The organism is Collinsella aerofaciens, from assembly GCF_015556945.1.
Taxonomy (GTDB): Bacteria; Actinomycetota; Coriobacteriia; order Coriobacteriales; family Coriobacteriaceae; genus Collinsella; species Collinsella aerofaciens_AO.
Genome location: NZ_JADNNH010000011.1, coordinates 19,755 through 44,600 on the forward strand (window position 1 = coordinate 19,755; position 24,846 = coordinate 44,600).

Below are 24,846 nucleotides of genomic sequence, written 5' to 3' on the forward strand. Positions count from 1 at the left end.
ATGCGATAGGAAGCCAAGCCCTGGAATTGCGCTATGCAATTGAAAGCCACTTGCGCGTTTTACTCGTCACCGAGAACTTCGTGCACCTCAGAAGCGACTTCACCGACACGAGGACCGTAAATGACCTGGATTGCCTTGTCGCTCAGGCGGATAACGCCCATAGCTTCAAGATTCTTGGTGAACACCTCGTCGTCTGCAACCTTAGAACCATCCTTGACAATCACGCGAAGACGTGAGATGCAGTTGTCAAGATCATCAATGTTGTCGGCTCCACCAAGCGCTTCGACAATGCCGACAGCAAGCGCGCTGTCCTTGGTCGCACGGTCCTGGACCGCCTTCTCGGGAGTGCTACCAGACTCGCCCTTTGCCTCAGCGGCCTTTGCCTCGAACTCAGCTCTGCTGTTGATCAACTCAATATCGTCACCATCGTCTCGACCGGGCGTCTTGATATCGAACTTAGTAATAAAGAACCGGAAGAGGAAGAAAGCTGCCAGGAAAAAGGCGGGGAGCAGAATAAGGTACGGAAGCAGATTAAGCTTCTCGGGGCGGAATAAGAATGGGATAAGGTCCTTGATATTTCCCTGGTACACCGAAACGCCCATTGCCTCCGAGAGAACTTCACCCAGTCCGGAAAGCGGAGCGTAAACGCCAAAGTAGAGCCAGGGGGCGGCAAACAGGAACGTAAAGAGAATAGGCTCCGTGACGCCAAAGAAAACAGTCGAAATCACTGTGGGGATTAAAAGACCAGCAACCTTCTTGCGGTTCTGGGGCTTGGCACAAGACCACATAGCAAGGGCGATGCCCGGGAACAACGCGTAATCGTTAATGCCATAGCCGGCCATGAAGGCCCTAACCAAGAGCTTGTCACTGCTGGGAGAAGCGAGCTGTGCAAGCTGAATGGCGCTATTGCCCACCACGCGCGTTCCATCGACGACCATGGAGCCGCCAAGCTCAGTCCAATACATGGGCGTCTCGAGCAGCGGATGCAAGCCAAACGGCACAAGGCTCTCGAGCACCCAGCGATAGACAAACGTACCGACCAGACCGGAGCCTTTCACGAACGTCGCAATACCCGAGAAGCATCCACCGATGACGGGCCAGACGAAGTACATGATGCCGCCCAGGACGCCACCGGCGACCAGCGATACAATGGGGACCGTTCGACTGCCCGCAAAAAACGCCAGCGCCGTTGGGAGCTTGGTCTTGTAAAAACGGCCGGTGATCCAGGCGACCAGGCAGCCCACGATAATGCCGCCAAAGACACCAGAGCTGTAGCCAAAAAAGCCGAGCGAGGTAGTGTAGAGTGCGGACTGCTCACTCGCCTGAATGGACGTAAGGCCGACCTTCTGAAGAGCTTCCACCGTTGTATTGTCGGCAGCCAAGCCAGCTGCTCCAAGCAGAATCTCAACCGTCTTGAGCATGGTGAGATAGCAGACAAGGGCAGAAAAGGCAGCCCAGCCCTTCTCTTTGCGAGACAAGGAGAAGGCACAGCCGACGGCAAACAAAACACCGAGGTTTCCAATGATTACCTCGCCGAGACCCTTAAATACCGAGAAGAACGTAAAGAGCGGCGAAGCGGCATACCAGCCCCAATTAACGCCAAGGGACACAAGGGTCAGTTCGGTCGTAAAAACGCTACCGATACCCAAAAAGAGACCGGAAATGGCAATGAGCGTAATCGGAACGAGCATTGCCTTTCCGAACGATTGGAATTTTTCTTTCATCAATTCCCCTCTCAATGATCCTCTATAAACGACTATTGCACCCCACGTCCCCACACAGGCGAAACGGAAGACATGTTCGGCAATAGAAACAAGGTGATTGTAGAAAGGGGCGCACAAAATGCGCATCGACATCGCGTAATACGGTTAAATCGACCGACGATTGCAAGTATTTACGAATCCGTAAACGGCAGCAAATAGACAGCGAACGGCAATCTGAAGCGTAGGACAGTCCCCGCAGGCCGACAATTGCCGTTATTTTGGCTCATTTTATTGAATTGTTGCTCGCCCAAAAGCGCAGAGCATCAACGTGCCCTTAAGCCAACCCCAGCAATATGCCCGCCGAATGCACGACAAACGCCACGATCCAGGCAACGGCGACCTGAAACGCGAATACGGCCACGGCATAGCGCGCGCCCAACTCGCTCTTGACGGCGCCGATTGCCGCCACACAAGGCGGGTACAGCAACGTAAAGACCAAGAACACGTAGGCGGTAAACGGCGAAAACATGGTCGACAGCGCCGCGGGCGACGTTGCGCCCAAAAGCACCGTGAGCGTCGAGATGACGCTCTCCTTGGCAATGAGCCCCGTGACGAGCGCCGTCGAGGCGCGCCAGTCGCCAAAGCCGAGCGGGGCCAACACCGGCGCGATGATGCTACCCAGACCGGCAAGCAGGCTTTGCGACTGGTCGGCGACCACGTTAAAGCGGATATCGAACGTCTGCAGGAACCAGATGACCACCGTAGCGGCAAAGATAATGGTAAAGGCCTTGGTGATGAAGTCCTTGGCCTTATCCCATGCCAGCATCACCGTCGTCTTGACGCTCGGCAGGCGGTAATTGGGGAGCTCCATGATAAACGGCACCGGGTCGCCCTTAAATGCCGTGCGGTTGAGCACCAAAGCCGCGACGCAGCCGACCACGATACCGATCAGATAGAGCGAGACCATGGCGGGAACCGTCGCCTGCGGGAAAAACGCCCCGCACAGCAAGCCGTAAACCGGCAGCTTGGCTGAGCAGCTCATAAACGGCGTGAGCATGACCGTCATCTTGCGGTCGTGCTCGGATGGGAGCGTACGGGTCGACATGATAGCCGGCACGGTGCAGCCAAAACCGACGAGCATGGGCACGAAACTGCGGCCCGACAGGCCAAAGCGACGCAACACCTTATCCATGACAAAGGCCACGCGCGCCATGTATCCGGAGTCTTCCAGAATGGAGAGGAACAAAAAGAGCACGACGATAATCGGCAGGAAGGTCAGCACACTGCCCACGCCCGTTAGCACGCCGTCGACAGCCAGCGAGCGCACCACGTCGTTGGTACCGAACGCCTTGAGGCCCGCATCGGCCGAGGCGATGATGGCAGCGATACCGTCCTCCATAAGTCCCTGCAACGCCGCGCCGATCACGCCAAACGTCAGCCAAAAGACGAGGCCCATGATCACCAGAAACGCCGGAATGGCTGTGTAACGACCTGTCAGGATGCGGTCAATCTTGACGGAGCGCACGTGCTCGCGGCTCTCGTGCGGCTTGACGACGCAACGCCCGCACACGTCGCCGATAAAGCTAAAACGCATATCGGCCAGCGCAGATAGGCGGTCGGTGCCGGCCTCGTCCTCCATCTGGGTGATGATGTGCTCGATAGCGTCGAGCTCATTGCGATCCAGGTGAAGCGCCTCGGTTACCAGCTCATCGCCCTCGACCAGCTTGGTCGCCGCAAAGCGCACCGGGATGTGCGCCGTCACGGCATGGTCCTCGATCAGGTTAGCAATACCGTGGATGCAGCGATGCAGCGCACCGCCGTCCGGACCGTCGGGCGCGCAAAAGTCCAGGCGACCAGGGCGCTCGCGGAACCGCGCCACGTGCAGGGCGTGGTCCACCAGCTCGCCGATGCCCTCGTTGCGGGCAGCGCTAATGGGGACAACGGGCACGCCCAACAGGCTCTCGAGCAAGTTGACGTCCACGGCGCCGCCGTTGGCGGTCACCTCGTCCATCATGTTGAGCGCGATGACCATAGGACGGTCAAGCTCCATGAGCTGCAGTGTCAGGTACAGGTTGCGCTCGATGTTGGTGGCGTCAATGATGTCGATGATGGCGTCCGGACGCTCGTCGAGGATGAACTGACGGCTCACGACCTCCTCGCCTGTGTACGGCGACAGGGAGTAAATGCCGGGCAGGTCGGTAACGCTCGCCTCGGGATGGTTACGGATGGTGCCATCTTTGCGGTCGACCGTCACGCCGGGAAAGTTACCGACGTGCTGGTTGGAGCCCGTCAGCTGGTTGAATAACGTGGTCTTGCCGCAGTTTTGGTTGCCGGCGAGGGCAAAGTGCAGCGGCGCGCCCTCTGGCACGGCCGTCTTTGCCGCACGGGGCGAATACGTCCCCTCGCCCAGGGCCGGATGCTCCGTCGTGCCGATTGCGGCGTTAGCGCGCGGACCCGTATCGGTGTCGTGAATACCCACGAGCTCGATGCGAGCGGCATCGTCCTTACGCAGTGTCAACTCGTAGCCACGCAGGCGAATCTCGAGCGGGTCGCCCATGGGGGCATACTTCATCATGGTGACTTCGGTGCCCGGCGTTAGACCCATGTCCAAAATATGCTGTCGGAGTGCCTGATCGTCCGATGCCACCGATGCGACAACGGCGTCCTTTCCAATCTCGAGTGTATCGAGCTTCACGTCCGTGTTCCTCCCCCGGCGCCCGCAGGGCGTTGTATTTATGTTCACCATGGCTAACCGTTTGCCATGGCTAACCAATTTTAAACTTACATGATAGCGTGAACACACAATGACGTTCAATCGACAGATCGGTGCAAGGGGAATTCTGGGCCATTGCTTCCCAGACGGGCCTGTTGCGGAAACCGAATCCCACTCCGGAACACCTAAACGGGACGGGCTTTCCGGTTGAGGCATCTAGCGGAAACTGCAGCCCGGAATCGGCGCTCAGACTGGGATGCGATTTCCCGATCGAGCCCCTCGGGGAAACTGCGACCCGGAATCTGCGCCCAAAACGGGTCACGATTTCCCAAACGGGACGTGGTTTCCCGCGGGAGCAGAAACAGCCGCCCGCTCCCTCGACAAAATGATCCATTTTCCTCCGTCTCCAACAGATCAAAACGAAGTTGCGGTGGAATAGTTCCTGTTTAAAGCCCCGTGACTTTAATTGGAACTATTTCACCGCAAGTTATGAGGGACGGGATGGGGCTGGCCCTCTTACTCTTACAGATGGCGCTCCAGGAAGCGGAAGGCTAGGCGAATCCAGGGACGGACCGCCACCTGCTTGTCCTCGTTGTCGACCGCGGTGTTGGCGTTGCCGAGCGAAAGGCCGTGACCACCCTGGTCGAAGACGTGCATCTCGCATGCAACGCCCTCCTCGGCCATGCGCTGCGCAAACGGGTAGACCTGCGCGATCGGCGCCGTCTTGTCGTCGGACACGCCCCACACAAAGGTCGGTGGCATCTGGCGCGAAACATGCGTGGTGGGGCAGATGTCGGCCAGATGCTCGTCAGTTGCCTCGCCGCCCGTCACCATCGACAGGTAGTCGTTGAGCAAATCGCGTCCCGTCTTGCCGCCCGTCTTGGGCACGCGCAAGTCAATGCGCGGATCGCGCGTCTGCATGTCGCGCACATAGGCAAAGTCGAGCAATGGATAGCCCAGCACCACGGCATCGGGACGAATGTCGTCCGGACGCGCCCCGGCAAGTGCCGCGAAGGGGCCGGTCTTCCACTGTGTTGCCAGCGAAGCGCAAATCATGCCGCCAGCAGAAAAGCCCACGACGCACACGCGCTTGGGATCGACATGCCACTCGTCAGCGTTGGCGCGCACCGTGGCGACCATCTTGGCAAGATCTGCCTGGGGGTGCGGAAAGCTCACGTCACCCGTAGAACTCGTGACATAGTTGAGCACAAAGGCCTGGTAGCCGTGATCCAAAAACGCAAACGCCACGGGATCCTGCTCATGCGGAGCGATATGCGTAAACGCACCTCCGCCGCAGATAATCACGGCAGGGCGGCGGCCATTCGGTTTATCGGGCAGCGGCTCGGCACCCAAATACGTAAAGGTCGCCGGATATTCCTCGGTCGGCTCCTCGCCCCACAGCGCATGGTTCTCGACAATCATATGTGCTCCCTTCGCGCAAATTAAGCGCCCTTGTTTTTTGCCTTCAAGCGTACCCCACTTGAACCCGTGGCGCAGAAACACTCCGGCAATAAGTTTCCCTTCAACTGATATATCACATAATCCCAGCTCAGAGGTATCTTTGAGCAGCGTAGAATAGGGGCTTGACCAAGCCGCGAAACACATATGAAACGTTTCCGGCAAACCAAACGCGCGATATGCGCCTATTTAAGTTGGAGGCAACTATGGGTCTGCTCGATTCGCTTAAGTCCACCTTCACCTCGACCGGCGAGGCGTCCGTTCCGCCCGCAGCAAGCTTCGCTACCCGCGAAGGCGTCATCTATGCCCCCGTCAACGGCGTGCTCGTCAACCTGAACGAGGTTCCCGACGAGACGATCGCCTCGGGCATGCTTGGCCAGGGCTATGGCATCGAGCCCATTACCGGCACCATCTATGCGCCCGCCAACGGCCGCATCGGTGCCACCACTGTCACCAACCACTCCATCGGCATGATTACCGAGGACGGCCTGCGCGTGTTCATCCATGTTGGCCTGGGCACCGTGGAAATGAACGGCAAGGGTTTTGCCCGCTTTGTCGAGATGGGCGATGTGGTCAAGGCAGGCCAGCCGCTCATCAGCTTCGACCGCGAGGCCATTAAGGCCGCTGGTCACGAGGACATCGTGACCGTCATCGTCTCCGAGCTCGATCGTCTTAAGAGCATCGACCATGTCGGCGAGTCTGGAACGCTTATCGGCGGCAACCCGCTCGTCAAGCTTGGCGACCCGCTGCTGGTTGCCAAGACCAAGTAGCCAGGCCCCGCGCCACACAGCCAAAAGGCACCTCGTCAAGCGCCCACGACCATTAGGCCGCGGGCGCTTTTCGTTTGAAAAACCATCCCGCCAATGCCTTATCTGTATAGCCCAAATGAGCCGAGCTGCTAAAATATCGAACTGTATGGATAACTATCATTCAACCGTTATGGGAGGATACGTGAACCGCACCAAAATCGCGCAGCTCTATGCCGATGCCGAGTCGCTCGGCGGCCAGACCGTCACCGTCGCCGGCTGGGTCAAGTCCGTCCGCGACATGAAGAACTTTGGCTTTGTTACGCTCAACGACGGCAGCTGCTTCCGCGACCTGCAGGTCGTCATGAACCGCGAGGCACTCGACAACTACGACGAGATCGCCCATCAAAACGTCTCGGCCGCACTCATTTGCACCGGCACCGTCAAGCTGACCCCCGATGCGCCCCAGCCTTTCGAGCTTTCTGCCACCTCCATCGAGGTCGAGGGCACGAGCGCCCCGGATTACCCGCTGCAGAAGAAGCGCGCAACCGTCGAGTTCCTGCGCACCCAGCAGCACCTGCGTCCGCGCACCAACCTGTTCCGCGCCGTGTTCCGCATCCGCTCTGTCGCGGCTGCCGCCATCCACCGCTTCTTCCAGGAGCAGGGCTTTGTCTACGTCAACACCCCCATCATCACCACGAGTGACTGCGAGGGCGCCGGCGAGATGTTCCGCGTGACCACGCTCGACCCCAAAAATCCGCCCCTCACCGAGTCCGGCGAGGTCGACTGGAGCCAGGACTTCTTTGGCAAGCATGCAAGCCTCACCGTGTCCGGCCAGCTCAATGCCGAGAACTTTGCCATGGCCTTTGGCGACGTGTACACCTTTGGCCCCACCTTCCGTGCCGAGAACTCCAACACCACGCGCCACGCCGCCGAGTTTTGGATGATCGAGCCCGAGATGGCCTTTGCCGACCTTAACGACTACATGGATAACGCCGAGGCCATGCTCAAGTACGTCCTTAAGGACGTCATGGCAACCTGCCCCGACGAGCTCAATATGCTCAACAAGTTTGTGGACAAGGGTCTGCTCGAGCGCCTGGACCATGTCGCCAACTCCGACTTTGCCCGCGTTACCTACACCGAGGCCGTCGAGATCCTGGAGCAGGCCGTCGCCGCCGGTCACAAGTTTGACTATCCCGTGAGCTGGGGCATCGACCTGCAAACCGAGCACGAGCGTTTCCTGACCGAGGAGCACTTTAAGCGCCCGACCTTCGTGACCGACTACCCGGCCGAGATCAAGGCGTTCTACATGCGCATGAACGAGGACGGCAAGACCGTCGCCGCCGCCGACTGCCTGGTGCCGGGCATCGGCGAGATCATCGGTGGCTCCCAGCGCGAGGAGCGCCTGGATCTGCTCGAGGCCCGCATCAAGGACCTGGGTATGAATCCCGAGCAGTACAAGTACTACCTTGACCTGCGCCGCTACGGTTCCTGCAAGCACGCCGGCTACGGTCTGGGCTTCGAGCGCTTGGTCATGTATCTGACCGGCGTGGGCAACATCCGCGACGTCCTGCCGCACCCGCGCACCGTGGGCAACGCCGACTTCTAATCGTCGAACGCTAGCTCGCGTCGCCACACGCCAACGCTCATCGCACAAGCGTCTCTCGACATCGGTCGAGAGACGCTTTTTTCAACAGCATCCGTCAAGCTTTTGGCAAGTTTTTGGTCAGTTGAGCAGGGCTGTTGAAAACTCGACCCGCCGTTTGCCGACGACTACCGACCGCCCAGAGCGCCCTGCGCCCCTGGGAAAGCCCCGCGTCCTAGGCTCCATACCGTCGCCACCCAAAACGGAAAGGACGTGGGCACCATGACCGAAGCCGCTGTTGAAACCTACGACACCACGACGAGGGGCGCCGCCTCGATGGCAGCCTATCGCGCCGTTCGTATCCTGCAGCTCTTGAGCGAAAACACCGGCGAAGACAAGGCCATGCTTTCCGATGAGCTGATCCGGCGCCTCGCCCATCCCGACGACCCCGCCCGCATGCCCATCTCGGCGGCGCGGCGCAGCATCTACACCGCCATCTCCGCGCTTCGCCATGCCGGATACGAAATTGAATACAAACGCGGCGTGGGCTACAAACTTCTTACCCGCCCGCTCACCGATGAAGAGATCATCCGGCTCCACGGTATGGTCATGCGCAACCGCTCCACGCCTATCGCTATCCGCAAGAGCATGGCGCAGCACTTAGTTGCCATGGCGAGCGCCGACGTTCGCGGCTACCTCGATACACCCGAACCCGCTCCAAGCGCAGGCAGCAAGGCTACCAAGGCAACACGCACGCCCATCAAGCGCATCGACACGTGCGAGCTCGTCGAGCAGGCCATCGACCACGGAACCACGGTGAGTTTTGATATTTCGAGCGTCACGACACGCGGCGAAACCGAAGCAGCACGGATGACACTCCGTCCCTTTGCCATCAGGCAGCGCGATGGCATCTCGTATCTGCTGGGAACGGTCTACGACGCCCGAGGCACCGACGATACGCTGCGCACCGTCGAGATCGCCCGTATGAGAAACGTCAGCACGCGCCTGCTCGACGGCAAGAAGCTCTTCGCCGCCCTGGACGAGGACGACGCCTCCTCCGCCGCATAAGACCCTCCGCCGCCCATTCGACTACCCGTACCGCCCATCCGATTCTGTATTAAAAAACCCGCCAGGCTGTTGTAAAAATGGACATCAGCGCTACTATAGTCCCACTTGCACTTTGTCCCAGTGCAGTGTTTCCAGCCATTTTTATACTGGGGGTAATGATATGAAGGACATCACCATCAGCCGCAGGAGCCTTCTGGTCTCCGCCGGCCTGCTCGCGCTCGCCCCGCTCGCCGGATGCGGCGGCAGCTCTGGTTCCGGCTCCGCTGCCGCCGGTTCCGACTACACCATCGGCGTTCTGCAGCTCACCGAGCACTCCGCGCTCGATGCCGCCAACGACGGCTTCGTCAAGGCCATCAAGAAGAGCGGCCTTAAGGTCAAGATCGACCAGAAGAACGCCCAGAACGACCAGTCCACGTGTAAGTCCATTGCCGACAAGTTTGTGGGCGACAACGTCAACCTGATTTATGCCATCGCCACGCCCGCCGCGCAGGCTGCCGCCGGCGCCACGGCCGATATCCCCATCGTGGGCTGCGCCATCACCGACTACGCCGCCTCCGGCCTGGTCCAGGACAACGACAAGCCCGGCACCAACGTCACGGGCGCTTCCGACCTCACCCCGGTCGCCGAGCAGCTCGAGATGATGCAGAAGGTCCTGCCCGACGTAAAGAAGGTCGGCCTGCTCTACTGCACCGCCGAGTCCAACTCCGACGTCCAAATCAAGGCCGCCAAGAAGGAGCTCGACAAGCTTGGCCTCGAGTACACTGACTTCACCGTCTCGAGCTCCAACGAGATTCAGTCCGTCGTCGAGTCTGCCGTGGGCAAGGTCGACGCACTGTACTCCCCCACCGACAACACCATCGCCGCGGGTGCCTCGCAGGTCGGCCAGATCTGCAAGGAAAACAAGCTTCCCTTCGTGACTGGCGAGGAGGGTATGTGCATGGCCGGCGGCCTGTTCACCCTCTCCATCAATTACGAGGACCTGGGCTACGCCGCGGGCGAGATGGCCGTTAAGATCCTGAAGGGCGAGGCCAAGCCCGAAGACATGCCGATCAAGCACCTCTCGAGCAAGGACCTGGTCGTCGTCAAGAACGACGAAATGGCCGAGGCCCTGGGCATCGACCTTTCCGCTCTGGACGCGTAATGCCATACGCGGCATGCGTCTAGAGCCCGTGCTCGCGCTTTAGCCGCGTTATTCAATATCTGAGCCACAGGGGCGGGCGCTGTAGACCGGCGTCCGCCCTGCTTGTTTCAGGTAAAACAAAACGTCTGTCCGCAGCTCTTCTATGCATTGTTACCGCTATTATGGTGAATCACGTGTCCACCCTATCCTAGGAGGTATGAAGCATGCTCATTGCATTGCAGGGCGCCGTTTCGCAGGGCGTCCTCTGGGGCATTATGGTGCTTGGCGTGTTTATCACGTTCCGCCTGCTCGACATTCCCGATATGACCTGCGACGGCAGCTTTGCCCTCGGCGGCTGCGTCTGCGCTGTGCTCATCGTCAATAACAACGTCGACCCGCTGCTCGCCGTGCTGGCCGGTATGTGCGCCGGCGCCATCGCGGGCGCCGTCACGGGCATTTTGACCACCGTCTTTGAGATTCCTGCGATCCTCGCCGGAATCCTCACCCAGATCAGCCTGTGGTCCATCAACCTGCGCATCATGGGCAAGTCCAATACGCCCATTCTTGCCAAGGGCACCGTGTTCTCCGCCGTCAGCAATATGACCGGTCTGCCGCAGTCCACCGTTGCCATCATCTTGGGCATCCTGCTCGCCGTGGCTATCGTTGCCATCCTGTATTGGTTCTTTGGCACCGAGATCGGCTCGGCGCTGCGAGCCACCGGCAACAACGAGTACATGATCCGCGCTCTGGGCGTCAACACCAACTCCACCAAGATGATCGCCCTCGTGCTCTCCAACGCCCTCATCGGCCTTTCGGGCGCGCTCATCTGCCAGAGCCAAAAGTATGCCGACATTGGTATGGGCACCGGTGCCATCGTTATCGGTCTTGCCGCCATTGTTATCGGCGAGGTGCTCGGCCGTCTGCTGCCCGGCGGCCTCACGCAGTTTAGCGTCCGTCTTGCCTCCGCCGTCTTTGGCTCCGTGGTGTACTTCCTCATCCGCGCCATCGTGCTGCAGTTGGGCATGGACGCCAACGACATGAAGCTGCTCTCCGCCGTAATTGTCGCTGTGGCCCTGTGCGTGCCCGTGGTTTGGGAGCGCTATAAGCTCCGCAGCTCCTACACGAAGGGAGATGAGGCAGATGCTTAAGCTCTCGCATGTCAAGAAGACCTTTAACAAGGGCACCGTCACCGAGAAGCGCGCGCTCACCGGCGTCGACCTCACCCTGAATGACGGCGACTTTGTAACCGTGATCGGCGGCAACGGCGCCGGCAAGTCCACGCTGCTCAACATGATCGCCGGCGTGTACCCGCTCGATTCGGGCGTTATCGAGCTCGACGGCACCGACATCTCGCGCCTGAGCGAGTCGCAGCGCGCCAAGTACCTGGGCCGCGTGTTTCAGGACCCCATGCGCGGTACCGCTGCCGACATGCAGATTGCCGAGAACTTGGCCCTCGCCAAGCGTCGCGGCCAGCGTCGCGGCCTTTCGTGGGGCGTCACCAAGGCCGAGAAAGATGAGTACGTTGAGCTGCTCAAGCGCCTGGACCTTGGTCTGGACACGCGTCTCAACGCCAAGGTCGGCCTGCTCTCGGGTGGCCAGCGCCAGGCACTCACCCTGCTGATGGCCACGCTCACCAGGCCGCGCCTGCTGCTGCTCGACGAGCACACTGCGGCCCTCGACCCCAAGACGGCCTCTAAGGTGCTCAACCTGACCGAGGAGATCGTCGACGAGAACCACCTGACCACGCTCATGGTCACGCACAACATGAACGACGCTATCCGTCTGGGCAACCGTCTGATCATGATGCACGAGGGCCATGTGATCTACGACGTGGCCGGCGACGAGAAGAAGTCGCTCACCGTGGCCGACCTGCTGCAGAAGTTCGAGGAGGTCTCGGGCGGCGAGCTCGCCAACGACCGCATGCTGCTAAGCTAAAACCTGCCAAAAAGGGACAGGTTTATTTTGGTAGGTTTTATCTGCGCAAACGCCAAAACCGCCGCAAAGGGACAGAGGCCCTTGCGGCGGTTTTCGCATATTATGTCGATAATCCGATATTCAACCAGACATTCTGGCTAAGGACTAAGGAAACTGCCATGAAAAGACTCCCCCGCTTTGCGTTGGCCGCCGCGTTGTTTGCCGGCGCGCTCGCAGGCATCCCAAGCCTCGCTTTCGCGGGAAACCTGCCCGCCGCTATTGACGGCTCCGTGGCCGTCATGCACACCAACGATATCCACGGCAGCTACAAGTACAGCTACAACGCAAGCAAGGGCACCGGCACTGTGGGCTTTGACGGACTGGCGGTTTTCTATAGCGCCCAAAGCAGCGCCCCCGATCTTTTACTCGATGCGGGCGACACCTTCCACGGACAGCCCTTCGCCACCATGAGCGAGGGCAAGAGCATCGCCGAGCTCATGGACACCTTCTACGCCGACGGCTACGACGCAACCACGCCAGGCAACCACGACTGGAGCTACGGCGCGGACAAACTCCGCACCATGACCGGCTACAGCACCACCGGCACGCCCTTCGCCATGCTCTGCGCGAATGCAACGTCCTCGAACGGCGTATGGAGCTCGAGCATCACGAAGACGCTCGATCGCACCTGGGAGGATAGCGAGGATCACTCCACATTCGACTACAAAATCAAGGTCGGCGTCGTCGGAGCCATGGATGAGTCGCTAGGTTCCTCGCTGCGCGCGGACCTGGTCGCGGGCACCAGCTTCTCGAGTGCCGCGAACGCCATCAATGCCGAGGCGGAGCAGCTGCGCAAGGAGGGCTGCGATGTTGTTGTGTGTATCGCGCACACGCTCGACGCAAAGACCTTTGCCACACGGCTCCGTGGCGTCGATGCCCTTATCGCAGGCCACGAGCACATCAACCTTAACGAGAAGGTGACGGGAGCCGACGGCAAGACGATCCACGTTGTCGAGGCAGGCAGCGCCTTTGCCGAGGTGGGGCTGCTTTCCATTCCGTACAAGTACGACACGAATGGCACCGAGACGACCGACGATGACACGGTCACAGTCCCTGCAGGCGGCACTGACGAGAAGCTCTACACCGCCAAGAACGTCAATGACCTTTTGGCAGACCCCGACAAGGGCTCCGACTACCAAAACCGCCTTGAAGCCGTCCGCAACAAGATCAAGCCGCTCGACGTGGCCTTTGAAAACGAATCGAACAAGGTGCTCGGCACATCCACCACCAACTATTTCTACGGCGAGGACGCCGCAGGCACGCATGGTTGGGAAATGGTGCGCACCACCGATTTCCGCCCCAGCAAGGAGGGCGATACCACCAAGGCCCAGACCATCGGCCATGTGATTTGCGGCTCCTATCTTGCCTTGACGGGCGCGGACCTCGCTATCGAAAACGCTGGCGGCATCCGCGGTGGCATCGCTTCGGGCGATGTGACCGCCGGCAACGTCATCGCTATCTCGCCTTACGGCAACACCGTGGAGACCTGGACCATGACCGGCGCGGACTTCCTGGCAGCGCTCGAGCACTCACTGCAGATCAGCGACGAGTGCAATCACAGCTACGAGCTTCAGCAAGCCTACGTGGCAGCCGGCCATACCGAGCAGGAGGCGCAAGACAAGTACAAGTGGCGCGATGACTCTGGCAGCGCTCTCTCCTTTGGCGGCATCAACGTTACGATTGATTGGACGCAGCCCGAAGGCAAGCGCATTGTGAGTGCCACACTCACCAAGGACGGCAGCACGCTCGACCCCGCCAAGGCCTATACCGTCGCCACCAACAACTACATCATCACCAACACGACCGACTTTCCCACCTTTGCACACGCCACCAAGTACACCGAGTGGGGCACGTGCGAGGCGGCGCTGAGGGCGCTGATCGGGCAGAACGGCTGGGAGAGCAAGATGGCCTCGCTCGCGGGCACCATCAGCTTTGGCTCCGCTGCCGTGGACCCCACGCCCACACCGGCCCCGACGCCTAAGCCCTCGCCCAAGACGGACACGACGACCACGAAGGTCATCACCAAGAAGACGACCGGTAAGCTCGCCGCAACGGGAGACCACACGCTGGCAGTAGTTGGCGCGTGCCTTATCGGCGGCATCATCGTCATCATCCTCGGCATTATCTGGAAGCGTCGACGCTAAGCTACACCGCCGGGCCTTGCAGCCCCGCCGCGTAAACCTTATATCGAGCACAGAAGCCCGTCCGAATTTGATCGGACGGGCTTCTTGGTGGGTATCATGGTTGGACGATCATTAGGAGGTTTTCCCCACATGGAATTGTTTGAGCCGATTCTTCATTTCTTTGAGCAACGGTGGGTCCACAACATCATCTGGGCCGTCATCTTGGCGATAGGCACCGCCGTCGCCGCCAAGGTCGTATCCAAGACCCTGAACCATCTGCTTAACCGAGACGATAACCCGCTTCCGGCATCGAGTATCTTCATCAACATCGCGCGCGCCGTCATCTGGATGATTGGCGGCAGCTTTATCCTCGACAACTGTTTTGGCATTAATGCAAACGCCCTCGTCGCCGCTCTTGGCGTCGGCGGCATCGCCATCTCGCTCGGCTTTCAGGACACGCTATCAAACCTTATCGGCGGCATGCAGGTGACCTTTATGGGCATCATCAAACCCGGCGACAATATCGAGGTCGGCGGCGTATCCGGCGTTGTCCAAGACATCACTTGGCGCCATACGACGATTGAGGATGCCTGTGGACAGACCATCATTGTGCCCAATTCCAACATCTCCAAGAACACGCTCGTGCATTTGATGCCCTTTGGGCGCGTGGCCGTGCCCGTTGCCGTAAAGGACACGTCTAAGTGGGCCTCCCTTGACGTGCTGGCAGACGAGCTCACGAGCGCAACCAAAACGGCCGTCTCGCCCATCTCGGGCTTTGACAAGGAGCCCTACGTACTCTTTAGCGAAATCGGCGACTTTGGCATCAAAGGAAAGATCATCTTTATCGTCAGCGACGACAGCACTACTTTCACGGCAGCCGACGCCTGCATCCGCGCCATCGCCCCCATCATCGCCTAAACCACCGCAAAGGGGACAGGCATCTTTGTAGTGGTTTTCATTCGTGGTACCATGGTTCATATCGTTGTTTAAACGACTAAGGGAGTAGACACCATGGAAGAGGCCTATCGTCAAGCACGCAAGCGCGGCGAGCAGGGACGCCGTCGCGCCATTAGCCAAAGCGAGCATCCATACCTTACGGACCTCGATAGCTTGGTTGCTCAGCTCCCCTTAGGTCAGCGAGTGAGCGTCGGCCTGCGGGATATTCCGCTCGAAATGGTCGTCGGCACGGTCACCAAGGGCCGTCAGCCCGCCTTTTCATGCAACTTTATGCCCCTGCTGCCGTTTAACACCGAGTTCGCCCGCAAGTGGTCCAACCTCTACGACATCCAGGTAACCGAGGGCTATCGCGACCCCATCATCGTCACCGAGTTCATGCATCGGTTCTATGTCCAGGAAGGCAACAAACGCGTCAGTGTCCTCAAATTCCTGGACGCTCCAACGGTTTCGGCCAGGGTCACCCGTCTCTACCCCGGCACATGGGATTCCGTCGAAAGCCGCCTGTACGGTGAATTCTGCGCGTTTTGGCGCGTCTGCCCCCTATACGAGATCGAGTTCTCGCGTGAGGGAAGCTACGAGACGCTCGCCAAGATGCTCGGTCAGAACCTTATCGAAAAATGGCCGCAGAAAAAGGTCGACTACCTACGCCACACCTTCCTGCTCTTTAAGCGCGCCTACCTTCGCGCAGGCGGCGACCACCTGGACATTACGCCTGCCGACGCCATGCTCGTCTACCTCAATGTGTACAACCAGGACCGCCTGCTGGATACGCCGACGGATATCGTCGTAAACCGCCTGTGCAAGATTTGGCGCGAGCTGGTCATTGCCGGCAAAAATAACGAGGACAAGGTCGATCTTGTCGAAGCGCCGAGCGTCGATGAGGAGGAGTCGCCCACCAAGTCCACCTCCGGCGTGCTCAACTTCTTTATGGGCAAGACTGTCTATTCGACGGCCAACCCCCTGTGTATCGCCTTTATCCATGAGTTCCCCTGTGCGGCGTCGAGCTGGGACAGTCTGCACGACCAAGGACGCCAGTATCTCGATGAGCACTTTGACGGTATCGTGCGCACCGAGGCGTTCGAGGACTGTCACGATCCGGACGTGTTCTACGCCGCCGTGGAAACGGCTGTCAAACATGGAGACAACGTCATCTTCTCGACCTCGCACCGCCTGATGGAATACACGCTCAGAGCTGCCGTTGAGTATCCCCAGGTTCGGTTCCTCAACTGCTCTATCGGCCTTCCCCACCAAAGCGTCCGTTCGTACTTTGGCAAGATGTACGAGGCCAAGTTCCTCCTGGGCGCCCTTGCCGCCAGCATGGCAGACAACCATCGCATCGGCTACCACGCGTCGGTCTTCGCATCCGGCGCGCTCAGCGAGATCAATGCCTTTGCCATCGGTGCCTCGCTGCTCGACCCCCGCGCGCAAATTATCCTCACCTGGGGCGATGTACCCGCCGGCGGTCTTGCCGAGGCCATGTGCCGCGAAGGCGTGAGCGTCATGACCGGCGCTGACATGTCAAAGTCGCTCGAAGACCCTACGGCCTACGGACTCCACCGCCTGGTCGATGGCAAGGTTTCCGGCATCGCCATGCCGGTATGGAACTGGGGCCGTTACTACGAGCTCATCGTTCGCAGCCTTCTGCACGGCACGTGGGACGAGACCAGCGATGACAACCAAGTGCGCGCCGTCAACTACTGGTACGGCATGAGCTCTGGCGTTATCGACATCCGTTACGCTCCGGGCCTACCCTACCAGACGCGCAAACTCGTGCAGTTGCTCCGTAACGGCATTGTTGAGGGATCCATCAACCCCTTTGGCGGCGAGCTCCACAGCCAGAACGGCGTGGTACAGATCGAAGGCTTCCCTCCGCTGCCGAGCACGCAGATTGTCGAGATGAATTGGCTGGCGGACAACGTGGTAGGCACCATTCCGCAGCTCGACGATGAGCCGGAAGTCCCTGCCCTATGAAAATCCTTGCCATAGCCGATACCGAAGAACGATGCCTTTGGGAGTGCTTTCGCAAGGAACGCTTTGAGGGAGTCGACCTGATTTTGTCCGCCGGCGATCTAGACCCGGACTATCTTGAGTTTTTGGTTACGGTCATCAACAAACCGCTCATCTACGTGCGCGGCAATCACGATGACCGCTACGCACGTCATGCACCGGGTGGATGTATCTGCGTAGAGGACAGCGTGTACACGTACCGAGGGATTCGCATTGCGGGCCTTGGCGGGTCCATGCGTTATCGCGACGGCGCCAACATGTACACCGAACGCGAGATGTCCAAGCGCATGCGTAAGCTGTCGCGTAAGGTTAGGATGGTCGGCGGGTGCGACATTCTGCTTACCCATGCACCCGCCGCCGGTATGGGTGATCTGGACGATCTGCCGCATCGAGGATTCGAGTGTTTTAACACAGCACTCGAATCCTGGAATCCCGACTACATGGTGCACGGGCATGTGCACCAAAGCTACGGTTGCGATTTTCAGCGCGAGCGTCAGCATGTGTGTGGAACGACGATCATCAACGCCTGCGGCTATACGCAGTTTGAGCTCGACCAGACGCACTACCCCATCCGCGGCTGGCAAGCAGCTTGGCTCAACTCACAAACCATGCGCCGCGAGCTCAAACGCCACGAAGCCATCGAGTCTTCAACAGCCAGAACACCCTGGTAACCACCATAAAGGGGACACTGTCCCCTTTATGGTGGTTTTGACGCGATAGCAAGAAACCCGGTCCTGCACAAGGCAGAACCGGGTTTCTTTAGCAATGCTTGCTGTACTCAGGCAGTAACTAGCAGTTACTCAGCCAGGAAGTCACGCTGGACAGCGGGATCGACCTTGACGCCAGGGCCCATGGTGGAAGACACGGAGATGGACTTGACGTACTTGCCCTTAGCAGAAGAGGGCTTGACGCGCAGAATCTCGGTGTACAGGGCAGCGTAGTTCTCGACGAGCTGCTGCTCAGAGAAGGACTTCTTGCCCAGGGGCACGTGGCAGATGCCGTAGCGGTCGGCGCGGTACTCAACGCGGCCAGCCTTGAGCTCGGAGACCATCTTGGCGACGTCCATGGTCACGGTGCCGAGCTTGGGGTTCGGCATGAGGCCACGGGGACCAAGGATCTTACCGATGCGGCCAACCTTGGCCATCATGTTCGGCGTAGCGATAGCGGCGTCGAAGTTGATCTCGCCCTTCTGAATCTGGGCGACGAGCTCGTCGGAACCGATGATGTCGGCGCCGGCAGCCTCAGCCTCACGGGCCTTCTCGCCCTCGGCGAAGACGGCAACACGAACGGTCTTGCCGGTGCCGTGGGGCAGGGAGATGGAACCACGGATGTTCTGGTCAGCCTTACGAGTATCGATGCCCAGACGGAAGTGAGCCTCGACGGTCTCGTCGAACTTGGCGGTGTCGAGCTCCTTGATGAGCTTGGCAGCCTGAAGGGGGGTGTAGAGCGTGGCGCGGTCGATCTTCTCGGCAGCGGCGTTATAGCTCTTACCATGCTTAGCCATGTGCATTACCTCCTGTGGTTAAACGGGCGTGAGCCCTCCCACATCGTATCGTGTGCCCTATTGCACACATTTAACGGGCGCCCCGGTCGGAGCACCCGCCGTTACCATAAGAAATCGCTACTCAGCGATGGTGACGCCCATGGAACGGGCGGTACCGGCGATGATCTTCTTGGCGGCGTCAATGTCGTTGGCATTGAGGTCCGGCATCTTGATCTCGGCGATCTTGGTGAGCTGCTCCTGGGAGAGCTGACCAACCTTGTCAGCCTGGGGCTTAGCGGAACCAGACTTGAGGTTCAGCTCCTTCTTGATAAGGTGAGCCGCCGGCGGGGTCTTGGTGATGAAGGAGAAGGACTTGTCCTCGTAGACAGAGATCTCAACGGGGATGATGTCACCCTTCTTGTCCTGCGTCTCGGCGTTAAAGGCCTGGCAGAACTGCATGATGTTCACGCCAGCAGCGCCCAGGGCGGGGCCGACGGGAGGAGCGGGGTTTGCTGCACCAGCAGGAATCTGGAGCTTAATGACGTTGGCAACCTTCTTCTCAGCCATGGTCATTCCTTTCGAATCACGAGTGTGAAGTACTTGCTATATCGTAAGCACGCACGTGTTAGAAGCACTCCTGAGATGAGCAGTCACAGAAGAAGCACGCTCGCGCGAACGGACGAAAACTTAAGCGATGACAGCGACCTGGTTAAAGTCGAGCTCGACCGGCGTCTCGCGGCCAAAGATCATCAGCGTGACCTTGAGCTTGCCAGCCTCGGTGTTAACCTCGGAGACCTTGCCATCAAAGTCGGTAAGCGGGCCATCGGTGACGCGGACGGACGTACCGACCTCAATATCAACCGAGGTGCGCTTGGGCGAATCGCCCTTACCGGGACGACGAGTCATCTTGTTGTACTCGTCACGGGAAAGCGGTGCGGGCTTGCCGTTGCCGCCTAGGAAACCGGTGACGCCAGGCGTGTTACGAACACACGTCCAAGCATCGTCATCCATCTCCATGCGGACCAGGACATAACCCGGGAAGATCTTGGAATCCTTGGTCTCACGCTTGCCACCCTCTTTAATCTCGGTGACGCGCTCCATAGGAATCTCGATATCAAAGATACGGTCCTGCATGCCCATAGTCTCGATGCGATGCTCGAGATCGGACTTAACGCGGTTCTCGTATCCAGAGTAAGTGTGAACGACGTACCAACGCTTAGACATGGTTTAGCCCCTCAATCCAGAGAACAGAGCAAGAGCCTCGCCAAAGCCAGCATCGAGCAGAGCGATGACGACGCCGACGACGATCAGAGAAGCGCAAACGACGACCGAGTAGTTCACGAGCTCCTTCTTATCGGGCCACGTGACACGCTTCATCTCGGACTTGACCGAAGTGAAATACTTCTTGGTGCGGGCGAAGAAACCAGGCTTCTCGTTCTTCTTGGACTTCGCAGCCTTCTCGTTCTTCTTGGCAACGGCCTTCTTGGCCTCAACCTTGGAGTTGGCGGCAGCTTTGTTGGCAGGTGCCGGCTGCTGGGCCTTCTTCTTGTTCTTCTTGTTGGCCATTTGGGTTACCTCCGCGCAATGCGCTTATACATGAGTAAACCGTAAGCCCCCAAGTGGGAGCTTACGGAATAATGACTGGCACGCCAGGAAGGACTCGAACCCTCAACACTCGGTTTTGGAGACCGATGCTCTACCAATTGAACTACTGGCGTATGTGATTAGAGACTAGCGAGTCTCTTTGTGCAGCGTGTGGTGACGGCACCAGGGGCAATACTTCTTGATCTCCATACGATCAGGCATGGTCGACTTGTTCTTGGTGGTCGTATAGTTGCGGCGCTTGCACTCAGTGCACGCAAGAGTAACTAGAGTACGCATGTATCCTGAACCTTTCATTTCCGCCCCGTACGGGCACGAGTTGTTACTTTATCAGCTCCACGTAAGTGCTGTCAATGAAAACCTCGAGTCAATTGGTTCTCGGTGGATCCATTCATATTTGGAACACATCAATGAAGCCATCGAGAGCTAATCGACGGTGCATCCAGAACCATTATCGATCCTCTCGACACCAGCAACGGCTCAATATCCATTGCAGAAAAGAACCCGGCACCCATATAAGTGCCGGGTTCTCTAAGTCAGCTATATCAAAGAGCTAATTTACTCAATGATCGTGGAGACGATGCCCGAACCGACGGTGTGGCCACCCTCGCGGATAGCGAAGCGCAGGCCCTCCTCCATGGCGATCGGGTGGATGAGGTCGCCCTCGATGGTGATGTGGTCACCAGGCATAGCCATCTCGGTGCCCTCGGGGAGCTTGACCGTACCGGTAACGTCGGTGGTACGGAAGTAGAACTGAGGACGATAACCATCGAAGAACGGGGTGTGACGGCCGCCCTCCTCCTTGGTCAGAACGTAGATCTCGCCGGTGAACTTGGTGTGCGGGGTAACCGAACCGGGCTTGCAGAGAACCTGGCCGCGCTCGATGTCCTCGCGCTTGATGCCGCGGAGCAGCAGACCGACGTTGTCGCCAGCCTCGCAGAAGTCCATGGACTTACGGAACATCTCGATACCGGTAACGACGGTGTTCTGGGTATCCTTGATGCCGACGATCTCGACGGGCTCGTTGAGCTTGAGCTCACCGCGCTCGACACGGCCGGTTGCAACGGTACCACGGCCGGAGATGGTCATAACGTCCTCAACGGCCATCAGGAACGGGAGGTCGTTGTTACGAGCAGGCGTCGGGATGTACTCGTCGACGGCGTTCATGAGCTCGCGGATAGCGTCCATCCACTTGGCGTCGCCCTCGAGAGCGCCCAGAGCGGAACCACGGATGACGGGGATGTCGTCGCCGGGGAAATCGTACTCGGAGAGGAGCTCACGGGTCTCCATCTCGACGAGGTCGATGAGCTCGTCATCGTCGACCATGTCGCACTTGTTCAGGAAGACGACGATGTAGGGAACGCCGACCTGACGGGCGAGCAGGATGTGCTCGCGGGTCTGAGCCATGGGGCCGTCGGTAGCGGCGATGACCAGGATAGCGCCGTCCATCTGAGCAGCACCGGAGATCATGTTCTTGACGTAGTCAGCGTGGCCCGGGCAGTCAACGTGAGCGTAGTGACGGGCAGCAGTCTCGTACTCGACGTGGGAGACGGAGATCGTGATGCCGCGCTCGCGCTCCTCGGGAGCCTTGTCGATGTTCTCGAACGCAGTGAAGTCAGCCTTGCAGCCCTCGGTCTCGGAGAGAACCTTGGTGATGGCAGCGGTCAGCGTGGTCTTGCCGTGGTCGACGTGACCAATGGTGCCGATGTTAACATGCGGCTTAGTGCGCTCAAACTTCTCTTTGGCCATAAAGCCCTCCTCTAAACAGGTCGTCCCCGGACGGGACTTTGCCTTTATACCATAGTGGCCTCTCAACATACTATTGAGAAGCCACCGTGTTACCTATGGTAGCGGTGACTGGATTCGAACCAGTGACGCCACGGGTATGAACCGTGTGCTCTAACCAACTGAGCTACACCGCCGGATGGAGCCTGCAACCAGACTTGAACTGGTGACCTCTTCGTTACCAACGAAGTGCTCTACCGACTGAGCTATACAGGCACTTGACGGGTGGGAGCTATAGGATTCGAACCTATGTAGGCAGAGCCAACGGGTTTACAGCCCGTCCCCATTAACCACTCGGGCAAACTCCCAATCGTTCAAGTATCCGCAGGTTCTTTGGTCTTTTGGACCGCCGCCCCCGCGAACGAAGAAGATAATACGATGCAACCTTGGGGGCTGTCAACGAAAACCTCTAGATACACGGCCCCGGGCGTATCTATATACCTTTGACCTGCTGTTTTGTTGAGTTGGGATATGAGGGACGGTGGTTTTGGATACTGAGGTGACGTTTCCCAAGGTAACACTTTGGTGTAGTAGAGTACACCTTCAGGATCGAGCTTCGATAACAGCCTATTTGCACCTATATATAGGTCGAGATCGGAGCTTCCCCGGTGCAATCAAGTAGACCAGGGGCCTCACCGTTTTCATCTCAATCTGTAACAGTAAGAGGGTCATTCCTCTCCTATCTGTTACAGATCGAGATACTACGCGGCGACCCCGGCTTACGTCTCACTCTGTAACAGCTAGAACGGTTTTCAGCCTCTTCGTGTTACAGATCGAGACAAACCTGAAGCTTGGTGGGAGTCAAACCCACTTACATGTCGACATAAATAGAAACGGGCCCTGTCCCACAAGGAACAGAGCCCGAAACTCTCATGGAGCCAGTGACAGGAATCGAACCTGCAACCCACTGATTACAAATCAGTTGCGCTACCGTTGCGCCACACTGGCACACTTGGCGCTTTCGCGCGAAGCCTGTTAAGAATAAAGGAATTACGGACGGGGCGCAACAGGCCACACGGCGTTATATAAATATGCAAAAACCAGCAACAACAGGTACCAGGCCCGTTCATTTCTGTCGGTTCGCCCTCAATCTCAAAACTATTCGTCAGAACGAATAGTTTTAATTACAATTGCTATATATAAAACTATTCGTTTTGACGAAGGGTTTCGTGATGCTTACTACCAAGGAAGCCGCCGAGCTGCTCGGCATCACTCCGCGCAGGGTGCAGGAGCTCATAAAAAACGGAGCACTTGATGCCCGCAAGGCTTCTGGTGTATGGCTCATCGACAAAGACAGCGTCGACACGCGACTCCGCTCCGTGACCAAAACGGGAGGACGTCCCCGCCGCGGCCACGGTAAGAGCGAGATCGCGTTCACCCTCATGAACCGCACGCACGAAGTCGCTCAGCTGGTCTACAACACATCGCGAAAAGACTTTACCCACATCGGCGCCGACATCGATTACGCCCACGCCCCTATTGGGGTATTTGGCCCCAATAGCTCCGTATCGCTCGACTCCTTCCGCATCTGGTGGCGCGGTCGCGGTATCCCGCTCGCACGCATTGGGCTAGCCTCCCTGCTTGCAGAAGCCGCAGTCGATGTTCCCGATGAACTCGTACAGCGAAATCTTGGCCTCTCCTTATCCGACCAGTATTGGATTAGACCCCAAGATTCCGGTCTCGTCTGGGAGGATATTAACTTCTTCAATAACGCCTTTGATGACGTCTCGCTGTCCATTGCGCCCTTTGCCCCAGAGGGAAAAGCGGCTGCCGCAAAGCCCGATAACACCTCGGACGGCAATCTTCAAAAGTACTGGACGTGCGAGGGCGGGCGTCGAATTCTGCATAAGGCAGGAGCGCACCTGAACCAGGAACCTTATAACGAGCTGGTGGCGACCGCGCTCCACCGTCGCATCCTAAACGCCTGCGATTATGTACCTTACTCGCTCGAGGGCACGGGCACTTCCGCCCTGAGCATATGCGATGTCTTCTTAACTGATGAAGAAGAGTATGTCCCTGCGTTCTATGTAAACCAGCACGCAAACGCAGATGAACGGCTAACTGACTACGAGCGATACGTAGCAAACTGCGAGGAACTCGGGGTGACAGGCGTCAAGGATGCCCTTGACCACATGATCGTGTGTGACGACATCATCGCCAACTACGATCGTCATTGGCGCAACTTCGGCCTCGTGCGAAACGTCAACTCACTAGTCTGCAGACCAGCCCCCATCTTCGATTCGGGCTCATCGCTCTGGTGCAACATATCTCTAGATGAGCTTAGGGCAGGAGAGCACAGTTTTGCCAGCGCGCAGTTCCATTCAAGTCCCGCGAAACAAATGTTGCTTGTTGAGGATATGAACTGGTTTGACGGGGACAAACTCGAAGGTTTTGTCGACGAGGCAATCGAGATTCTGTCTAAAAACGATGCCCTAGCAGCGAGACTGCCTTATCTAAAAGAGGCGCTAACGTGGCGCCTCGAAAGAATGATCGACATCGCTGAATGGAGTTAGCGAGGCAGC

20 protein-coding genes and 5 tRNA genes are annotated in these 24,846 nt (G+C 58.5%); 11 read left to right on the forward strand and 14 right to left on the reverse strand.

From position 1 onward, the window contains the following. Nucleotides 1-59: 59 nt before the first annotated feature. The 3 genes from I2F59_RS04540 to I2F59_RS04550 all read right to left on the reverse strand — a co-directional run bounded on the left by I2F59_RS04540 (nucleotide 60) and on the right by I2F59_RS04550 (nucleotide 5,838). Nucleotides 60-1,724: a PTS transporter subunit EIIC gene (locus I2F59_RS04540; RefSeq protein WP_195503402.1), complete on the reverse strand. Its 1,665-nt coding sequence runs from the start codon at nucleotides 1,722-1,724 to the stop codon at nucleotides 60-62. 313 nt (nucleotides 1,725-2,037) lie between these two features. After that, on the reverse strand, nucleotides 2,038-4,449 hold the full coding sequence (gene feoB, locus I2F59_RS04545; protein ID WP_195503403.1) for a ferrous iron transport protein B: 2,412 nt from the start codon (nucleotides 4,447-4,449) through the stop codon (nucleotides 2,038-2,040). Between the two features lie 489 nt (nucleotides 4,450-4,938). After that, the gene (locus I2F59_RS04550; protein ID WP_161160737.1) at nucleotides 4,939-5,838 is read right to left on the reverse strand and encodes an alpha/beta hydrolase; all 900 of its coding nucleotides are present in this window, start codon (nucleotides 5,836-5,838) and stop codon (nucleotides 4,939-4,941) included. Between the two features lie 242 nt (nucleotides 5,839-6,080). Here I2F59_RS04550 and I2F59_RS04555 point away from each other — a divergent pair, with 242 nt between their 5' ends. The 10 genes from I2F59_RS04555 (at nucleotide 6,081) to I2F59_RS04600 (ending at nucleotide 18,125) form a co-directional block, all read left to right on the forward strand. After that, nucleotides 6,081-6,644 carry a PTS sugar transporter subunit IIA gene (locus tag I2F59_RS04555; protein WP_040359007.1) on the forward strand — a complete coding sequence of 188 codons (564 nt, stop codon included), beginning with the start codon at nucleotides 6,081-6,083 and terminating at the stop codon, nucleotides 6,642-6,644. Between the two features lie 181 nt (nucleotides 6,645-6,825). Continuing rightward, entirely contained in the window at nucleotides 6,826-8,229 is a 1,404-nt protein-coding gene (gene asnS, locus I2F59_RS04560; protein WP_055285210.1) for an asparagine--tRNA ligase, read from the forward strand. Between the two features lie 258 nt (nucleotides 8,230-8,487). Then, nucleotides 8,488-9,273 (forward strand): hypothetical protein, encoded by a 786-nt coding sequence (locus I2F59_RS04565; protein WP_117745796.1) that lies wholly within the window; start codon nucleotides 8,488-8,490, stop codon nucleotides 9,271-9,273. A 160-nt stretch (nucleotides 9,274-9,433) separates the two neighbouring features. Continuing rightward, on the forward strand, nucleotides 9,434-10,414 hold the full coding sequence (locus I2F59_RS04570; protein WP_117745795.1) for an ABC transporter substrate-binding protein: 981 nt from the start codon (nucleotides 9,434-9,436) through the stop codon (nucleotides 10,412-10,414). 203 nt (nucleotides 10,415-10,617) lie between these two features. After that, nucleotides 10,618-11,541 (forward strand): ABC transporter permease, encoded by a 924-nt coding sequence (locus tag I2F59_RS04575; RefSeq protein ID WP_006234992.1) that lies wholly within the window; start codon nucleotides 10,618-10,620, stop codon nucleotides 11,539-11,541. Continuing rightward, complete coding sequence (locus I2F59_RS04580) at nucleotides 11,534-12,328, forward strand: ABC transporter ATP-binding protein (protein WP_055250279.1); 795 nt, start codon at nucleotides 11,534-11,536, stop codon at nucleotides 12,326-12,328. The genes I2F59_RS04575 and I2F59_RS04580 overlap by 8 nt, the downstream gene beginning before the upstream one ends. 158 nt (nucleotides 12,329-12,486) lie before the next feature. Further along, on the forward strand, nucleotides 12,487-14,511 hold the full coding sequence (locus I2F59_RS04585) for a bifunctional metallophosphatase/5'-nucleotidase (RefSeq protein WP_195503404.1): 2,025 nt from the start codon (nucleotides 12,487-12,489) through the stop codon (nucleotides 14,509-14,511). Between the two features lie 129 nt (nucleotides 14,512-14,640). Next, nucleotides 14,641-15,408 carry a mechanosensitive ion channel family protein gene (locus tag I2F59_RS04590; protein WP_195239368.1) on the forward strand — a complete coding sequence of 256 codons (768 nt, stop codon included), beginning with the start codon at nucleotides 14,641-14,643 and terminating at the stop codon, nucleotides 15,406-15,408. Between the two features lie 93 nt (nucleotides 15,409-15,501). Continuing rightward, nucleotides 15,502-17,418: a BMP family ABC transporter substrate-binding protein gene (locus tag I2F59_RS04595; RefSeq protein WP_195503405.1), complete on the forward strand. Its 1,917-nt coding sequence runs from the start codon at nucleotides 15,502-15,504 to the stop codon at nucleotides 17,416-17,418. Next, nucleotides 17,415-18,125: a metallophosphoesterase family protein gene (locus I2F59_RS04600; protein ID WP_117799696.1), complete on the forward strand. Its 711-nt coding sequence runs from the start codon at nucleotides 17,415-17,417 to the stop codon at nucleotides 18,123-18,125. Before I2F59_RS04595 ends, I2F59_RS04600 begins: the two co-directional genes overlap by 4 nt. A gap of 125 nt (nucleotides 18,126-18,250) precedes the next feature. Here I2F59_RS04600 and rplA read toward each other — a convergent pair whose 3' ends face one another. From rplA to I2F59_RS04655, 11 genes are all read right to left on the reverse strand, one after another. Then, nucleotides 18,251-18,958, reverse strand: coding sequence for a 50S ribosomal protein L1 (gene rplA / locus I2F59_RS04605; protein WP_022093892.1), 708 nt, complete (start codon nucleotides 18,956-18,958; stop codon nucleotides 18,251-18,253). A 117-nt stretch (nucleotides 18,959-19,075) separates the two neighbouring features. Further along, a complete protein-coding gene (gene rplK, locus I2F59_RS04610) occupies nucleotides 19,076-19,504 on the reverse strand; it encodes a 50S ribosomal protein L11 (RefSeq protein ID WP_022093893.1) in 429 nt (142 codons plus the stop codon). Nucleotides 19,505-19,624: 120 nt separating this feature from the next. Further along, nucleotides 19,625-20,161: a transcription termination/antitermination protein NusG gene (gene nusG / locus I2F59_RS04615; RefSeq protein WP_099432095.1), complete on the reverse strand. Its 537-nt coding sequence runs from the start codon at nucleotides 20,159-20,161 to the stop codon at nucleotides 19,625-19,627. A gap of 3 nt (nucleotides 20,162-20,164) precedes the next feature. Continuing rightward, nucleotides 20,165-20,503: a preprotein translocase subunit SecE gene (gene secE, locus I2F59_RS04620; protein WP_195503406.1), complete on the reverse strand. Its 339-nt coding sequence runs from the start codon at nucleotides 20,501-20,503 to the stop codon at nucleotides 20,165-20,167. A gap of 76 nt (nucleotides 20,504-20,579) precedes the next feature. Further along, a tRNA-Trp gene (locus I2F59_RS04625) sits at nucleotides 20,580-20,655 on the reverse strand. Nucleotides 20,656-20,668: 13 nt separating this feature from the next. Next, nucleotides 20,669-20,818 carry a 50S ribosomal protein L33 gene (gene rpmG, locus I2F59_RS04630; RefSeq protein ID WP_022093895.1) on the reverse strand — a complete coding sequence of 50 codons (150 nt, stop codon included), beginning with the start codon at nucleotides 20,816-20,818 and terminating at the stop codon, nucleotides 20,669-20,671. 279 nt (nucleotides 20,819-21,097) lie between these two features. Then, the gene (gene tuf / locus I2F59_RS04635; protein WP_117563790.1) at nucleotides 21,098-22,288 is read right to left on the reverse strand and encodes an elongation factor Tu; all 1,191 of its coding nucleotides are present in this window, start codon (nucleotides 22,286-22,288) and stop codon (nucleotides 21,098-21,100) included. A 96-nt stretch (nucleotides 22,289-22,384) separates the two neighbouring features. Then, nucleotides 22,385-22,461, reverse strand: a tRNA-Met gene (locus I2F59_RS04640). Nucleotides 22,462-22,464: 3 nt separating this feature from the next. After that, nucleotides 22,465-22,540 (reverse strand) — tRNA-Thr (locus tag I2F59_RS04645). A gap of 10 nt (nucleotides 22,541-22,550) precedes the next feature. Next, nucleotides 22,551-22,632: transfer RNA gene (locus tag I2F59_RS04650), tRNA-Tyr, on the reverse strand. Between the two features lie 565 nt (nucleotides 22,633-23,197). Further along, a tRNA-Thr gene (locus tag I2F59_RS04655) sits at nucleotides 23,198-23,272 on the reverse strand. Nucleotides 23,273-23,496: 224 nt separating this feature from the next. Between I2F59_RS04655 and I2F59_RS04660 the strand changes: the two genes are divergently transcribed. Beyond that, complete coding sequence (locus I2F59_RS04660) at nucleotides 23,497-24,837, forward strand: DNA-binding protein (RefSeq protein WP_195362186.1); 1,341 nt, start codon at nucleotides 23,497-23,499, stop codon at nucleotides 24,835-24,837. Nucleotides 24,838-24,846 lie beyond the last annotated feature (9 nt).

Coding starts and splice junctions, on each gene's coding strand:
- I2F59_RS04540 (WP_195503402.1), bottom strand. CDS start 1,724: ATGAAAGAAAAATTCCAATCGTTCGGAAAGGCAATGCTCGTTCCGATT.
- feoB (WP_195503403.1), bottom strand. CDS start 4,449: ATGGTGAACATAAATACAACGCCCTGCGGGCGCCGGGGGAGGAACACG.
- I2F59_RS04550 (WP_161160737.1), bottom strand. CDS start 5,838: ATGATTGTCGAGAACCATGCGCTGTGGGGCGAGGAGCCGACCGAGGAA.
- I2F59_RS04555 (WP_040359007.1), top strand. CDS start 6,081: ATGGGTCTGCTCGATTCGCTTAAGTCCACCTTCACCTCGACCGGCGAG.
- I2F59_RS04565 (WP_117745796.1), top strand. CDS start 8,488: ATGACCGAAGCCGCTGTTGAAACCTACGACACCACGACGAGGGGCGCC.
- I2F59_RS04570 (WP_117745795.1), top strand. CDS start 9,434: ATGAAGGACATCACCATCAGCCGCAGGAGCCTTCTGGTCTCCGCCGGC.
- I2F59_RS04575 (WP_006234992.1), top strand. CDS start 10,618: ATGCTCATTGCATTGCAGGGCGCCGTTTCGCAGGGCGTCCTCTGGGGC.
- I2F59_RS04580 (WP_055250279.1), top strand. CDS start 11,534: ATGCTTAAGCTCTCGCATGTCAAGAAGACCTTTAACAAGGGCACCGTC.
- I2F59_RS04585 (WP_195503404.1), top strand. CDS start 12,487: ATGAAAAGACTCCCCCGCTTTGCGTTGGCCGCCGCGTTGTTTGCCGGC.
- I2F59_RS04590 (WP_195239368.1), top strand. CDS start 14,641: ATGGAATTGTTTGAGCCGATTCTTCATTTCTTTGAGCAACGGTGGGTC.
- I2F59_RS04595 (WP_195503405.1), top strand. CDS start 15,502: ATGGAAGAGGCCTATCGTCAAGCACGCAAGCGCGGCGAGCAGGGACGC.
- I2F59_RS04600 (WP_117799696.1), top strand. CDS start 17,415: ATGAAAATCCTTGCCATAGCCGATACCGAAGAACGATGCCTTTGGGAG.
- rplA (WP_022093892.1), bottom strand. CDS start 18,958: ATGGCTAAGCATGGTAAGAGCTATAACGCCGCTGCCGAGAAGATCGAC.
- rplK (WP_022093893.1), bottom strand. CDS start 19,504: ATGGCTGAGAAGAAGGTTGCCAACGTCATTAAGCTCCAGATTCCTGCT.
- nusG (WP_099432095.1), bottom strand. CDS start 20,161: ATGTCTAAGCGTTGGTACGTCGTTCACACTTACTCTGGATACGAGAAC.
- secE (WP_195503406.1), bottom strand. CDS start 20,503: ATGGCCAACAAGAAGAACAAGAAGAAGGCCCAGCAGCCGGCACCTGCC.
- rpmG (WP_022093895.1), bottom strand. CDS start 20,818: ATGCGTACTCTAGTTACTCTTGCGTGCACTGAGTGCAAGCGCCGCAAC.
- tuf (WP_117563790.1), bottom strand. CDS start 22,288: ATGGCCAAAGAGAAGTTTGAGCGCACTAAGCCGCATGTTAACATCGGC.
- I2F59_RS04660 (WP_195362186.1), top strand. CDS start 23,497: ATGCTTACTACCAAGGAAGCCGCCGAGCTGCTCGGCATCACTCCGCGC.